We start from the raw sequence: 13,568 nt of genomic DNA on the forward strand, positions 1-13,568 counted from the left end.
CCGTACCGCACGATGAAACCGACTCGTCTGCTGCTCATCTGGCTGGGCACTCTGGCCGGCCTGGACCTGCTCCTGGGCGCCATGCGCGCCCTGGGCATCCAGGCCATGCCGCGCCTGGACTCGATCGCCTGGGGCCTGTTGCTGGCCCTGTTGCTGCTGGCCCTGCTCGATGCCCTGCGCCTGTCGCGCATGGCCTCGCCCGAGGTCCGGCGCCAGTTGCCCGGCAGCCTGCCCCTGGGGCGCTGGAGCGAAGTGCAGCTGGAGATCCGCCATCCCTACGGGCAGGCGCTGTGCGTGCAACTGTTCGATCATCCGCCTCAGGGCCTGGGCTTCGAGCATCTGCCACAGTCCGTCAACCTGGAGCCCGGCCAGGCCAGCAAGGTCGGCTACAGCGTGCGGCCGCTGCAACGGGGGCATTTCGACTTCGACCAGTGTGAGGTGGCGCTGCCCAGCCCTCTGGGCCTGTGGAGCGCCAGGCGTTTGCTCAAGGTGCACGGCAGCACCCGGGTCTATCCGGACTTCGCCCGCCTGTACGGTGCGCAGTTGCTGGCGGTGGACAACTGGCTCAGCCAGCTCGGGGTGCGCCAGTTGCAGCGTCGGGGCCTGGGCCTGGAGTTCAATCAGTTGCGGGAGTTTCGCGAGGGCGACAGCCTGCGGCAGATCGACTGGAAAGCCACCGCCCGCCAACGCACGCCCATCGCCCGGGAGTATCAGGACGAGCGCGACCAGCAGATCATTTTCATGCTCGACTGCGGACGCCGCATGCGCAGCCAGGACGACGAACTGGCGCATTTCGACCATGCCCTCAACGCCAGCCTGCTGCTCAGTTACGTGGCCCTGCGCCAGGGAGATGCCGTGGGGCTGTACGCCTTCGCCGGGGAGCGCTCGCGCTACGTGGCGCCGATCAAGGGCCAGGCCCATCTGAACGTGCTGCTCAACGGCGTCTACGATCTGCACACCAGCCAGCGTCCCGCCGACTACCAGGCCGCCGCCAGTGAACTGCTGGCCCGGCAGAAGCGCCGGGCCCTGGTGGTGCTGGTCACCAACCTGCGGGACGAAGACGATGAGGAACTGCTGACCGCGGTCAAGCGCATCGGGCGCCAGCATCGGGTGCTGGTGGCCAGCCTGCGCGAGGAAGTGCTCGACCAGTTGCGCCAGAACCCGGTGCAGACCTTGCCCGAAGCGCTGCTCTACAGCTCGGCGGTGAACTACCTGAACGGCCGCGCCGAACTTCACGAACGGCTGAGCGCCCACGGCATCGCCCTGCTCGATGCACGCCCGGGAGAGCTTGGCGCGGAACTGGTCAGCCGTTATCTGGGCTGGAAGAAAGCCGGCAGCCTGTAACGCTGTTCGGGCCCGTCAGGCCGACGTCTGCAAGGGATGAAAGCTGAAGTAATGCCGCAGGGCATGCTCCAGCTCGGCGAAGTCGTCGCTCGCTCGCAGCAGGCTGAAACCGCTGTCGTACTGGTGCGGGGTCAGGTCCTCGTGACACCACAGGCACCAGGCGCTGAAGTCAATGAACTGCAGTTGTCCATCACCGCCGGGAACTTTGACCCGCAACTCGAACGCGGCGCCGATCAGCATCGGCAACGGGCTGATCAGCATCAGCCCGTCTGCGGAGATATTGCCCAGGAAACCGACCGGCTTGTCGGTAAACCGATTGAAGACTCTCAAGTAGGACGGCAGTTGATGCCGCTCGATCCGCGGTTCAGTGAACATGCTGGGTATCGCTATGAAAGGCCATTAAGCATGACCGCACTAGTGCATCGGAACGGACCTGCAAGAGCAGCTCGTTCGCCCGGATTCGAGGTGCGAGGAAAATCGTCTGGAGGATTTCAACGCCACTGCCCAGGCAGGAACCGGGCAGTGTTCGAACAACCTGTACAAATGTTAGCTCAAGCGTGAGGGGCAATTACACTGCCCCGCAGCGCTGTGACTTACAACGCAGTACGACGAACTTGCGCCGCACCGTTTGCCGGGTAGTGACCCAGTTGCTGCAAGGTGTCCAGGCGCGCACGGGCACGGTAGGCGTACTCGCTGCTGGGGTACTGGGTAATGATGAACTGATAAGTCTGCGCCGCATCGACGAACAACTTCTGCCGCTCCAGGCATTGCCCGCGCAGCATCGACACTTCCGGCTGGATATAGCGCCGCGCACGACTGTCACGGTCGACCTGGCTCAACTCGAGCATCACGCTCTCGCAGTTGCCACGGTCATAAGCGCGATAGGCGTTATTCAAATGATGGTTCATGGACCAGCGGGTGCAGCCGACAACACTGACGGCCAAGATAGCAATGAGTACGAATCGCATGGGGTATCTCCTGTCTTGTGCAGTGTATCGACTCATCGGCAAAAATCTTCAAGGTTGTTGCGGTAAACAAACAAAGCAATAAGTAGTGCAAACGAACAATGACTACAACTTCGGAGCATAGTAGCCTCTCGTTGCGCTTGAACTCAGGAGTCCGTGCATGTCCGTTCGTCGTACCAAAATCGTTGCCACCCTTGGCCCGGCCAGTAACTCGCCGGAAGTTCTCGAACAGTTGATTCTTGCAGGCCTGGATGTCGCCCGCCTGAACTTCTCCCACGGCACGCCGGACGAGCACAAGGCTCGCGCCCAACTGGTCCGCGACCTGGCAGCCAAGCACGGCCGCTTCGTGGCCATCCTCGGTGACCTGCAAGGCCCGAAAATCCGTATCGCCAAATTCGCCAACAAGCGTATCGAACTGAAGATCGGTGACAAGTTCACCTTCTCCACCGTGCATCCGTTGACCGAAGGCAACCAGGACATCGTCGGCATCGACTACCCGGACCTGGTCAAGGACTGCGGCGTCAATGACGAACTGCTGCTGGACGATGGTCGCGTGGTGATGCGCGTGGAAACCGCCACCGCCACCGAGCTGCATTGCGTGGTGACCGTGGGCGGCCCGCTGTCCGACCACAAAGGCATCAACCGTCGTGGCGGCGGCCTGACCGCTCCGGCCCTGACCGAAAAGGACAAGGCCGATATCAAGCTGGCGGCCGAAATGCAGGTCGACTACCTGGCCGTGTCCTTCCCTCGCGACGCCGCCGATATGGAATACGCGCGCAAGCTGCGTGACGAATCCGGTGGCACTGCCTGGCTGGTGGCGAAGATCGAACGCGCCGAAGCCGTGGCCGACGACGAAACCCTCGACGGCCTGATCAATGCCAGCGACGCGGTGATGGTGGCCCGTGGCGACCTGGGCGTGGAAATCGGCGATGCCGAGCTGGTGGGCATCCAGAAGAAAATCATTCTGCACGCCCGTCGCCACAACAAGGCGGTGATCGTGGCGACCCAGATGATGGAGTCGATGATCCAGAACCCGATGCCGACCCGTGCCGAAGTGTCCGACGTGGCCAACGCCGTGCTCGACTACACCGACGCGGTCATGCTCTCGGCGGAAAGCGCCGCCGGCGCCTACCCGCTGGAAGCGGTGCAGGCCATGGCGCGGATCTGTGTCGGGGCGGAAAAGCACCCCACCAGCAAGACCTCCAGCCACCGCATGGGCAAGGTGTTCGAAAGCTGCGACCAGAGCATCGCCCTGGCCGCCATGTACACCGCCAACCACTTCCCTGGCGTCAAGGCGATCATCGCCCTGACCGAAAGTGGCTACACCCCGCTGATCATGTCGCGCATCCGCTCCTCGGTGCCGATCTATGCCTACTCCCCGCACCGCGAAACCCAGGCTCGCGCGGCAATGTTCCGTGGCGTCTACACCATCCCGTTCGACCCGGCCTCCCTGCCGCCCGAGCAGGTCAGCCAGGCCGCGATCGATGAGCTGCTCAAGCGCGGCGTCGTGGAGAAAGGCGACTGGGTGATCCTCACCAAGGGCGACAGCTACCACACCACCGGTGGCACCAACGGCATGAAGATCCTGCACGTTGGCGACCCGATGGTCTGAGTACCGACCCGCTGCACGAAAAGCCCCGGCGCCGAAAACGCCGGGGCTTTTTCATGTCCGCCGGGAACAGATATCGCCGCCCTCAACCCTTGGCGAGAAACCCGGACAGCGCGGCAATCGCTTCCGGCGACTGCAGGCGCCGGGTGAATTCCATCCCCTCCTGCTCGATGACCTGGCGCAACAACTCACGGTCCGGCGCCTGCATCAGGCGCTTGCTGATCTGCACCGCGTCGGGCGCCAGCTGACTGAAACGCAAGGCCGCTTCCCGGGCCTTGGCCAAGGTCGCTGCGCCATCCCCCAAAGCCGCAGTGGCAATGCCCCAGGCAGCGGCCTGTTCGCCACTGAAGCCTTCGCCGAGCAGCAGCAACTCAGCGGCCTTGGCCCGCCCCAGCAGGCGCGGCAGGATCAGGCTCGAACCGAATTCCGGACACAGCCCAAGGTTGACGAACGGCATGCGCAAGCGCGCATCACGACTGACGTAGACCAGATCGCAATGCAGCAGCAAGGTGGTGCCAATGCCCACCGCCGCCCCCGCGACCGCAGCCACCACCGGCTTGCGGCAATCGAGCAGGTTGCGCATGAAGTGGAACACCGGGCTGTCGAGGTCCTTGGGGGGCTGCTCCAGGAAGTCGGCGATGTCGTTGCCGGCGGTAAAGCATTCGCTGCTGCCGCAGATCAGCACGGCATTGATTTGCGGATCGGCGTCCGCCTCGGCCAGGGCCTGGGCCAGGCGACCGTACATGGCACGGGTCAGGGCGTTTTTCTTGTCGGGGCGGCTCAGGCGCAGGGTCAGCAGCCCACCTTCGCGGTGCAGCTCGATGGCATCGGTCATGGAGATCTCGCTTTGGAAAAGTCAGCGCTCAACCACGGGGCAGGAACACATCGGCCAGCAGTTGATTGCGCGGCAGCCCCGCCAGGTACAGGCGCCGGGCAAAGGCTTCGACACTGTCGGGGTGCCCGCAGAGTAAGGCCAGGGTTTGCCGGGAAACAAGCCGCAGTTGCGCCAAGGCCGCCGTCAGCTCGGCCCCCTGCCACAGCTCGACACTCAGTTGCGGGCGGTTCGCCGCCAGCGCAGCCAAGGGTTTGGCCAGGTAATGCTCGGAACTGTCATGGGCCAGGTGAATGAGACGGATAGGGCCTTGGTGATCCTGCCGCAAGGCCTCGCGCAGAACGCCAAACAACGGCGCCAGCCCGGTGCCCGCCGCCAACAGCCAAAGGGGCCGTTGCTGCCAGTCCGGGTCGTAGTGCAAGGCACCACCGCGCAACTCGCCCAGAGAGAGGGTATCGCCCACCTGCAACTGGCGCGCCGCATCGCTGAATTGCCCCGGGTGCCGACAGTCCAGGTGAAACTCCAGGAAGCGGTCTTCTTCCGGCAGGCTGGCCAGGGAGTATGGCCGGGCCACCTGAGTGGCCGTCCACAGCACCAGGTGCTGGCCGGCGCGATAACGCAACGGCCGTTCAGGTTGCAGGCGCAAGCGCAGGACCGAGGAAGACAGCCAGTCCAGCCCGATCACCCTGGCCGGCTGGCCATCGCGCTGCGGATTGAACGTCTCGACCTGCAGATCCTCCACCACCTGGCACTGACAGGCCAGGCGCCAGCCGCGACGGCGCTGCTCATCGCTCAGGGCATCCGGCCGACTGTCGCTGGGCAGTCCCTGGACACAGTGCACCAGACAGGCGTGACAACTGCCGGCGCGGCAACTGTAGGGCACCGCCACCCCGGCCTGATTCAAGGCATCCAGCAGATTGCTGGCCGGCGCCACCGACCAGCGCCGGCTACCGACGGTCAATTCAGGCATCGAGGTTTTCCCAGGCGGCCGAGCAACGATTGCGGCCATCGCGCTTGGCCCGGTACAGCGCCTGGTCGGCCCGCTGCAGAGCGACGTCCAGGTCATCGCCGGCCTGCAGCAGGGTCATCCCCGCGGACAGACTCAGGTCACGTACATTCAGGCCCACCAGCTGCACCTCCATGAAGGCCAGGCGCAGGCGTTCACAGCAGGAGGTCAGGCGCTCGGCATCACACTCGGGCAGCAGGACCACGAACTCCTCACCGCCGTAGCGCGCCAGTACATCGCCGTCCCGCAGGCAGGCGCTGGCCACTCCGGCGAAGGCCTGCAACACCTGATCCCCCGCCGCGTGACCATGCAGATCGTTGATGCGCTTGAAATGATCCAGATCGATCAGTGCCAACCCATGCACCTGCTCCTGGCCCATGGCCTGCAGTTCACGGCTGGCATTGCGCAGGAAGTGCCGACGATTGAACAGGCCGGTGAGTTCGTCGGTGGCCACCAGATCCTCCAGTTGCCGCATCATTCCCCGCAGCGTGTCCTGGTGGGCCTGCAAGGCAAAACGCCGCTGCCGCATGCGCGAGCGCGAAGCCTGCACATAGGCGGCGTACAGGCACATCCACACCAGCATCACCAGCAACACACAGACTTGCAGCGCCGCCAGTTGCGGGTCCTCGAGGACAAAACGAAAACCGTCCCACAGGTTGACCCCGGCAAAGCAGAAGAAGATCAGCGCCGCGCAGCGCAGGTAGGCACGCCGGGACAAGTGAAACAGGCCGAACAGCAGCGGCAGGATATAGAACACCAGGAAGGCGCCGCGGGCCTGATCCAGATGGGCAATCAGCCAGGTCTGCCAGGCAATGCCCAACACCACCTGGACCTCGGTCAGGCTGGGGTCGGCAAAGCGCAGGTTGCGCCCACTGGTGAAGACCCAGTACAGCACCCCCTGGCTGGCCACCACCAAGGCGCTGCCCAACAGTGCACTGCTGATGGAGGCGCGATAGTGCCCCGTAAGAACGGCCAGCCAGAACAGCAGCAGGATCAGTCCGTACGTGCCAGCGGCAATGCTGAAGCGCTTGAACAACAAGCTCTGGATGGCTTTATGGGTCAATCGTCGATTCACCGTGAGAAAGGAGGCTTAAAGAGTGTCCTACCCTGCAGGCCAGTTGCCACTTTAGTGCTGCGCCCTGCAAATGACTATCCAAATTTTAAGCCGTGTTCCGCGCTTTCGCCGCCGATCCACGCAAGAACGGTGCCCATCCGATAGGCGACTTTCGTTTGCCCGGCTGGCGGGTGTGCCAGGCCCCCAGGCGCGGTATACTGCCGCGCCTTTTTAGCGTCGCGCCAGTTGTCTGTCCGGCGTGCCTTAGAAGGTGCCTGCAACCGACCGATGTACCCCGCTGCAGCCACCTTATTAAATGTTCCCGTCTTTTAGAGGAGCGCGACTCATGACCGTGATCAAGCAAGACGACCTGATTCAGAGCGTTGCCGACGCCCTGCAGTTCATTTCCTACTACCACCCCGTGGACTTCATCCAGGCGATGCACGAGGCCTACCTGCGCGAAGAATCGCCGGCCGCCCGTGATTCCATGGCGCAGATCCTGATCAACTCGCGCATGTGCGCCACCGGCCACCGGCCGATCTGCCAGGACACCGGCATCGTCACCGTGTTCGTTCGCGTGGGCATGGACGTGCGCTGGGATGGCGCCACCATGAGCCTGGACGACATGATCAACGAAGGCGTGCGTCGCGCCTACAACCTGCCGGAAAACGTCCTGCGCGCCTCCATCCTCGCCGACCCGGCAGGTGCCCGGAAAAACACCAAGGACAACACCCCGGCGGTCATCCACTACTCCATCGTCCCGGGCAACACCGTGGAAGTGGACGTGGCGGCCAAGGGCGGCGGCTCCGAGAACAAGTCGAAGATGGCCATGCTCAACCCGTCCGACTCGATCGTCGACTGGGTGCTCAAGACCGTTCCGACCATGGGTGCCGGCTGGTGCCCACCGGGCATGCTGGGCATCGGCATCGGCGGCACCGCCGAGAAAGCCGCGGTGATGGCCAAGGAAGTGTTGATGGAGTCCATCGACATCCACGAGCTCAAGGCTCGCGGCCCGTCCAACCGCATCGAAGAAATGCGCCTGGAGCTGTTCGAGAAGGTCAACCAGCTGGGCATCGGCGCCCAGGGCCTGGGCGGCCTGACCACCGTGCTCGACGTGAAGATCATGGACTACCCGACCCACGCCGCCTCCCTGCCGGTGTGCATGATCCCCAACTGCGCCGCCACCCGCCACGCGCACTTCGTGCTCGACGGCTCGGGCCCGGCCGCACTGGAAGCGCCACCTCTGGACGCCTACCCGGAAATCGTCTGGGAAGCCGGTCCGTCGGCGCGTCGGGTCAACCTCGACACCCTGACCCCGGAAGAAGTACAGAGCTGGAAACCGGGCGAAACCGTGCTGCTCAACGGCAAGATGCTCACCGGCCGCGACGCTGCGCACAAGCGCATGGTCGAGATGCTGAACAAGGGCGAAACCCTGCCGGTGGACCTCAAGGGTCGCTTCATCTACTACGTTGGCCCGGTTGATCCGGTAGGCGACGAAGTGGTGGGCCCGGCCGGTCCGACCACCGCCACGCGGATGGACAAGTTCACCCGGCAGATCCTCGAGCAGACCGGCCTGCTGGGCATGATCGGCAAGTCCGAGCGCGGCCCGACCGCCATCGACGCGATCAAGGACAGCAAGGCCGTGTACCTGATGGCCGTCGGCGGCGCCGCCTACCTGGTGGCCCAGGCGATCAAGAAGTCCAAGGTCCTGGCCTTTGCCGAACTGGGCATGGAAGCGATCTACGAGTTCGAGGTCAAGGACATGCCGGTGACTGTCGCCGTGGACAGCAAAGGCGAGTCGGTCCACATCACCGGTCCCGCCATCTGGCAGAAAAAGATCAGTGACAGCCTGGCGGTAGAAGTGCAGTAAGCCCTTCTCTCGTCTGGCCAAAGCGGCGGCGCTGTTGAGACAACGGCCCGCCGCTTTTTTTTATGCCGCGCCCTTGCGCGACACTGTCGGCGATCAACGTTACCTCCGGCGCTCATGCTATCGTTCCCGCCCCCATTGCAGCCTGCTCCGACTCATGGCCCAGATCTCTCGCCCTCTACGCTTGACGTTCTACATCCTGGTGATTCTCGCCGGTACCGTAATCAGCGCCGGCCTGGCCATGCGCCACGCCGAGCGCCTGGCACTGGTGGAAGAGGCGGCTCGCGCCAACGAGCAGCTGGGACTCTACGCCAACTCCCTGCACACCCTGATCGAGCGCTATCGCGCGCTGCCGGCGGTGCTGGCCCTGGACCCGGAACTGCGTGCGGCGCTGCAGGGCCCGGTCACGGCACAGACCCAGGATGCACTGAACCGCAAGCTGGAAAAGATCAACGGCGCCGCCCGCTCCTCGACCCTGGAACTGCTCAACCACGAAGGCCTGGCCGTGGCCGCCAGCAACTGGCAGTTGCCCAGCAGCTATGTGGGCCACAACTACGGTTTCCGCCCCTACTTCAAGCAGACCCGTAGCCAGGGCAGCGGACGTTTCTACGCGGTGGGCGTGACCAGCGGGATTCCCGGGTATTTCCTCTCCAGCGCGGTCAAGGCCGACAACGATGACTTCCTCGGGGCCATGGTGGTCAAGTTGGAGTTTCCCGAGCTGGAGCATGAATGGAGCCAGGGCAATGACACCCTCCTGGTCAGCGACTCGCGAGGCATCATCTTTATCGCCAACCAGCCCGGATGGCGCTATCGGCAGTTACAGCCGCTGTCCGAAAGCGATCTGGCGGACATCAGGCTGACCCGCCAGTACGACAAGCAACCCCTGACCCCGCTGCAACACACGGCCCTGCAACGGTTTGACGCCAACAGCAGCCTGGTCCGGGTCGACGGCCCCGACGGCGTTGCCAATTACCTGTGGGAATCCCTGCCGCTGAGCGCCGAAGGCTGGACCCTGCACCTGCTGCGCAAGCCGGCGAGCGCCTTCGAGGAAAGCCGCAACGCCGGCCTCGCCGCCGCCGGCGCCTGGCTGACCCTGGTGTTCCTGTTGCTGTTCCTCAGCCAGCGCTGGCGCCTGGGGAAAATCCGCCAGCGCAATCGCCAGGAGCTGGAACAACTGGTGGAAGAACGCACCCGGGACCTGCGCACCGCCCAGGAAGGCCTGGTGCAATCGGCCAAGCTGGCCGCCCTGGGGCAGATGTCCGCGGCCCTGGCCCATGAAATCAACCAGCCACTGACCGCCCAGCGCATGCAGCTCGCCACCCTGCGGCTGCTGCTGGATCACGGTCGGGTGGATGAGGCCTACAAGGCCCTGCGGCCCCTGGACGACATGCTGACGCGCATGGCCGCCCTCACCAGTCATCTCAAGACCTTTGCCCGCAAGAGCCCCAGCGGCCTGCGCGAACGCCTGGATCTGGCCGCGGTGGTGGACCAGTCGCTGCAGCTGCTGGAAACCCGGCTGCGTGCCGACAACATCCAGGTCGAGCTGCACCTGACCCGCCCGGCCTGGGTTCGCGGCGATGCCATCCGCCTGGAGCAGGTGCTGATCAACCTGCTGCGCAACGCCCTCGACGCCATGCAGAACAAGCCCGAAAAACACCTGCAGATCAGCCTCGAAGCCGAGGACCAGCTGTGGCAACTGCGGGTCGCCGACAGCGGCGGCGGGATCGCCGAAGAACACCTGCTGAGCGTGTTCGACCCGTTCTTCACCACCAAGCCGGTGGGCGACGGCCTGGGCCTGGGTCTGGCGGTGTCCTACGCCATCGTCCATGAACTGGGAGGACGCTTGAGCGCCGCCAATCGTGATCAGGGCGCAGTGTTCACCCTGAGCCTGCCCATCGACCTGGAGGCCCATATCCAATGCTGAACTCGGTGATCGTGGTGGATGACGAGGCCAGTATCCGCACCGCCGTCGAACAGTGGCTGAGCCTCTCGGGGTTCAGCGTCCAGCTGTTCAGCCGTGGCGAGGACTGCCTGGCGCAATTGCCGCAGAACTTTCCCGGGGTGATCCTCAGCGACGTGCGCATGCCCGGTATCAGTGGCCTGGAGCTGCTGGCCCAGGTCCAGCGCCTGGACCCGGATCTGCCGATCATCCTGCTCACCGGCCACGGTGATGTGCCCATGGCGGTCGAGGCCATGCGCGACGGCGCCTACGACTTCCTGGAAAAACCCTTCAGCCCCGATACCCTGCTCAGCAGCCTGCGCCGGGCCCTGGACAAGCGGCGCCTGGTCCTGGAGAACCGCCACCTGCATCACCAGGCCGACAGCCGGGCCAAGCTCGATGCCACCTTGCTCGGGGCGTCCCGCGCCCTGCAGACCCTGCGCCGCCAGGTGCTGGACCTGGCCGCCCTGCCAGTCAATGTGCTGATCCGTGGCGAAACCGGCAGCGGCAAAGAGCTGGTTGCCCGCTGCCTGCACGACTTCGGCCCCCGGGCCGGCAAACCCTTCGTGGCCCTGAACTGCGCAGCGATCCCCGAACAGCTGTTCGAGGCCGAACTGTTCGGCCATGAAAGCGGGGCGTTCACCGGCGCCCAGGGCCGACGCATCGGCAAGCTGGAATACGCCGACGGCGGCACGCTGTTTCTCGACGAGATCGAGAGCATGCCCCTGGCCCAGCAGGTCAAGCTGCTGCGGGTGTTGCAGGAACAGAAACTGGAGCGCCTGGGGGCCAACCAGAGCATCAAGGTCGACCTGCGGGTGATCGCCGCCACCAAACCGGACCTGCTGGAGGAAGCGCGGGCCGGACGATTCCGCGAAGACCTGGCCTATCGCCTGACCGTGGCCGAACTGCGCCTGCCGCCCCTGCGCGAGCGCCGCGAAGACATTCCACAGCTCTACGAGCACTTCGCCCGGGCCGCCGCCGAGCGCCTGGGACGCAGCGTCGCGCCCTTGAGTGGCGCCCAGTTGAGCCGCCTGCTCAGTCACGACTGGCCGGGCAACGTGCGCGAACTGGCCAACGCCGCCGAGCGTCAGGTGCTGGGCCTCGGGGAGCCGGAGGCCGAAGTGCTTGAAACCGGCCCATCCCTGGCCGCGCAGCAGGAAGCCTTCGAAGCCCAATGCCTGCGCGCCGCCCTGACCCGCCACAAGGGCGAGATCAAGGCCGTGCTCAACGAACTGCAACTGCCACGCCGGACCCTGAATGAAAAAATGCAGCGGCACGGCCTGACCCGGGAAATGTTCCTCAACGACAGCTGAAGCGACAACGGCAGCAGAAGCGGCAAGCCAAACGCCAAGCTTGCGGCTTGCAGCTTAAAGCTTGCCCCTGCCCCCCCTGGCAGATTTCCGCTCATGAGATCGCCGCCAATCGGCGGATTTCCGCTCATCATTTGCGCCAAACCCTTGTATTCCGGGCTTCCCGGCCCTGGCACAGGTCCTGCTATAGCCCCAGCAGGCTGCGCTTGCGCGCGCTCCACAAAAACAATGAATAGAAGGATCCGTCATGGATATCTCTAATACCCTGCCTGCCGGGTCGGCGGCCGCATCCGCCACCGAAAAGACCACCGCCAGCCGCCTGAAGTCGATCTTCAGCGGTTCCGTGGGCAACATGGTCGAGTGGTACGACTGGTACGTCTACGCCGCCTTCTCGCTGTACTTCGCCAAGGTCTTCTTCCCCAAGGGCGACACCACCGCGCAACTGCTGAACACCGCCGCGATCTTCGCCGTGGGCTTCCTGATGCGCCCGATCGGTGGCTGGCTGATGGGCCTGTACGCCGACCGCAAGGGGCGCAAGGCCGCCTTGATGGCTTCGGTGCTGCTGATGTGCTTCGGCTCGCTGATCATCGCCCTGACCCCGGGTTACGAAACCATCGGCGTCGGCGCCCCGATCCTGCTGGTGCTGGCGCGCCTGATGCAGGGCCTGTCGGTGGGCGGCGAATACGGCACCTCGGCCACCTACCTCAGCGAGATGGCGACCAAGGATCGTCGCGGCTTCTTCTCCAGCTTCCAGTACGTGACCCTGATCTCCGGCCAGCTCATCGCCCTGGGGGTACTGATCGTGCTGCAGAACATCCTCACCACCGAGGAGCTGCAATCCTGGGGCTGGCGGATTCCGTTCGGCATCGGCGCCCTGTGTGCGGTGGTGGCCCTGTACCTGCGTCGCGGCATGGAAGAAACCGAGTCCTTCACCAAGAAGAAAGAGAAGCCCAAAGAAAGCCTGATGCGCACCCTGATGCGTCATCCCAAGGAACTGCTGACCGTGGTCGGCCTGACCATGGGCGGCACCCTGGCCTTCTACACCTACACCACCTACATGCAGAAATACCTGGTGAACACCGTCGGCATGAGTATTTCCGACTCCACCACCATTTCTGCCGCCACCCTGTTCCTGTTCATGTGCCTGCAGCCGGTGATCGGTGCGCTCTCGGACAAGGTCGGCCGGCGGCCGATCCTGATTGCCTTCGGCATCCTCGGCACGCTGTTCACCGTACCGATCCTCACCACCCTGCACACCATCCAGACCTGGTGGGGCGCGTTCTTCCTGATCATGGCGGCGCTGATCATCGTCAGCGGCTATACCTCGATCAACGCAGTGGTCAAGGCCGAGCTGTTCCCCACGGAAATCCGCGCCCTGGGCGTGGGCCTGCCCTACGCACTGACCGTGTCGATCTTCGGCGGCACCGCGGAATACATCGCCCTGTGGTTCAAGAGCATCGGCATGGAAACCGGCTACTACTGGTACGTCACGGCCTGTATTGCCTGTTCGCTGCTGGTCTACGCGACCATGAAGGACACCCGCAAGCATTCGCGGATCGAGACCGACTGAAAACCACAGCGCCCGGGTGCAAGGCCCGGGCGCTTTTTCGCGATCTGTGGGGAGGCGTTCGCCGGCCAGCCG

At 64.5% G+C, this 13,568-nt stretch carries 11 protein-coding genes; 6 read left to right on the forward strand and 5 right to left on the reverse strand.

Annotated features, from left to right (window positions below; genetic code table 11):
• Positions 1 to 12: 12 nt before the first annotated feature.
• Positions 13 to 1,344 carry a DUF58 domain-containing protein gene (locus PST29_RS23385; RefSeq protein ID WP_060844450.1) on the forward strand — a complete coding sequence of 444 codons (1,332 nt, stop codon included), beginning with the start codon at positions 13 to 15 and terminating at the stop codon, positions 1,342 to 1,344.
• A gap of 15 nt (positions 1,345 to 1,359) precedes the next feature.
• Here PST29_RS23385 and PST29_RS23390 read toward each other — a convergent pair whose 3' ends face one another.
• Both PST29_RS23390 and PST29_RS23395 read right to left on the reverse strand, forming a co-directional pair.
• Positions 1,360 to 1,719 carry a PilZ domain-containing protein gene (locus PST29_RS23390; RefSeq protein WP_060840749.1) on the reverse strand — a complete coding sequence of 120 codons (360 nt, stop codon included), beginning with the start codon at positions 1,717 to 1,719 and terminating at the stop codon, positions 1,360 to 1,362.
• Positions 1,720 to 1,937: 218 nt separating this feature from the next.
• On the reverse strand, positions 1,938 to 2,312 hold the full coding sequence (locus tag PST29_RS23395) for a hypothetical protein (protein ID WP_060840750.1): 375 nt from the start codon (positions 2,310 to 2,312) through the stop codon (positions 1,938 to 1,940).
• 157 nt (positions 2,313 to 2,469) lie between these two features.
• Here PST29_RS23395 and pyk point away from each other — a divergent pair, with 157 nt between their 5' ends.
• Complete coding sequence (pyk, locus tag PST29_RS23400) at positions 2,470 to 3,921, forward strand: pyruvate kinase (protein ID WP_016963242.1); 1,452 nt, start codon at positions 2,470 to 2,472, stop codon at positions 3,919 to 3,921.
• 82 nt (positions 3,922 to 4,003) lie between these two features.
• Here the strand turns inward: pyk and PST29_RS23405 are convergent, their stop codons facing one another.
• Genes PST29_RS23405 through PST29_RS23415 form a run of 3 tightly spaced genes read right to left on the reverse strand, consistent with a single transcriptional unit; the run spans position 4,004 to position 6,819 of the window.
• Positions 4,004 to 4,753 carry an enoyl-CoA hydratase-related protein gene (locus PST29_RS23405; protein WP_060844451.1) on the reverse strand — a complete coding sequence of 250 codons (750 nt, stop codon included), beginning with the start codon at positions 4,751 to 4,753 and terminating at the stop codon, positions 4,004 to 4,006.
• A gap of 28 nt (positions 4,754 to 4,781) precedes the next feature.
• A complete protein-coding gene (locus tag PST29_RS23410) occupies positions 4,782 to 5,720 on the reverse strand; it encodes an iron-sulfur-binding ferredoxin reductase (protein ID WP_060844452.1) in 939 nt (312 codons plus the stop codon).
• The gene (locus PST29_RS23415; protein WP_060844453.1) at positions 5,713 to 6,819 is read right to left on the reverse strand and encodes a GGDEF domain-containing protein; all 1,107 of its coding nucleotides are present in this window, start codon (positions 6,817 to 6,819) and stop codon (positions 5,713 to 5,715) included. The genes PST29_RS23410 and PST29_RS23415 overlap by 8 nt, the downstream gene beginning before the upstream one ends.
• Positions 6,820 to 7,156: 337 nt before the next feature.
• On the opposite strand from PST29_RS23415, the gene PST29_RS23420 reads away from it, so the two are divergent.
• The 4 genes from PST29_RS23420 to PST29_RS23435 all read left to right on the forward strand — a co-directional run bounded on the left by PST29_RS23420 (position 7,157) and on the right by PST29_RS23435 (position 13,496).
• Positions 7,157 to 8,680: a fumarate hydratase gene (locus tag PST29_RS23420; protein WP_060840754.1), complete on the forward strand. Its 1,524-nt coding sequence runs from the start codon at positions 7,157 to 7,159 to the stop codon at positions 8,678 to 8,680.
• Positions 8,681 to 8,834: 154 nt separating this feature from the next.
• Complete coding sequence (locus PST29_RS23425) at positions 8,835 to 10,601, forward strand: ATP-binding protein (RefSeq protein WP_060840755.1); 1,767 nt, start codon at positions 8,835 to 8,837, stop codon at positions 10,599 to 10,601.
• Positions 10,595 to 11,929: a sigma-54-dependent transcriptional regulator gene (locus PST29_RS23430; RefSeq protein WP_060844454.1), complete on the forward strand. Its 1,335-nt coding sequence runs from the start codon at positions 10,595 to 10,597 to the stop codon at positions 11,927 to 11,929. The genes PST29_RS23425 and PST29_RS23430 overlap by 7 nt, the downstream gene beginning before the upstream one ends.
• Before the next feature lie 244 nt (positions 11,930 to 12,173).
• The gene (locus tag PST29_RS23435; RefSeq protein WP_060840757.1) at positions 12,174 to 13,496 is read left to right on the forward strand and encodes an MFS transporter; all 1,323 of its coding nucleotides are present in this window, start codon (positions 12,174 to 12,176) and stop codon (positions 13,494 to 13,496) included.
• Positions 13,497 to 13,568 lie beyond the last annotated feature (72 nt).

The sequence above is a fragment of the Pseudomonas sp. St29 genome (assembly GCF_001547915.1).
Taxonomy (GTDB): domain Bacteria; phylum Pseudomonadota; class Gammaproteobacteria; order Pseudomonadales; family Pseudomonadaceae; genus Aquipseudomonas.

Bases quoted from the DNA above. Each gene is read 5' to 3' on its own strand.
- PST29_RS23435 (WP_060840757.1), top strand. From the start codon at position 12,174: ATGGATATCTCTAATACCCTGCCTGCCGGGTCGGCGGCCGCATCCGCC.
- PST29_RS23425 (WP_060840755.1), top strand. From the start codon at position 8,835: ATGGCCCAGATCTCTCGCCCTCTACGCTTGACGTTCTACATCCTGGTG.
- PST29_RS23420 (WP_060840754.1), top strand. From the start codon at position 7,157: ATGACCGTGATCAAGCAAGACGACCTGATTCAGAGCGTTGCCGACGCC.
- PST29_RS23395 (WP_060840750.1), bottom strand. From the start codon at position 2,312: ATGCGATTCGTACTCATTGCTATCTTGGCCGTCAGTGTTGTCGGCTGC.
- PST29_RS23410 (WP_060844452.1), bottom strand. From the start codon at position 5,720: ATGCCTGAATTGACCGTCGGTAGCCGGCGCTGGTCGGTGGCGCCGGCC.
- PST29_RS23390 (WP_060840749.1), bottom strand. From the start codon at position 1,719: ATGTTCACTGAACCGCGGATCGAGCGGCATCAACTGCCGTCCTACTTG.
- PST29_RS23430 (WP_060844454.1), top strand. From the start codon at position 10,595: ATGCTGAACTCGGTGATCGTGGTGGATGACGAGGCCAGTATCCGCACC.
- PST29_RS23405 (WP_060844451.1), bottom strand. From the start codon at position 4,753: ATGACCGATGCCATCGAGCTGCACCGCGAAGGTGGGCTGCTGACCCTG.
- pyk (WP_016963242.1), top strand. From the start codon at position 2,470: ATGTCCGTTCGTCGTACCAAAATCGTTGCCACCCTTGGCCCGGCCAGT.
- PST29_RS23385 (WP_060844450.1), top strand. From the start codon at position 13: ATGAAACCGACTCGTCTGCTGCTCATCTGGCTGGGCACTCTGGCCGGC.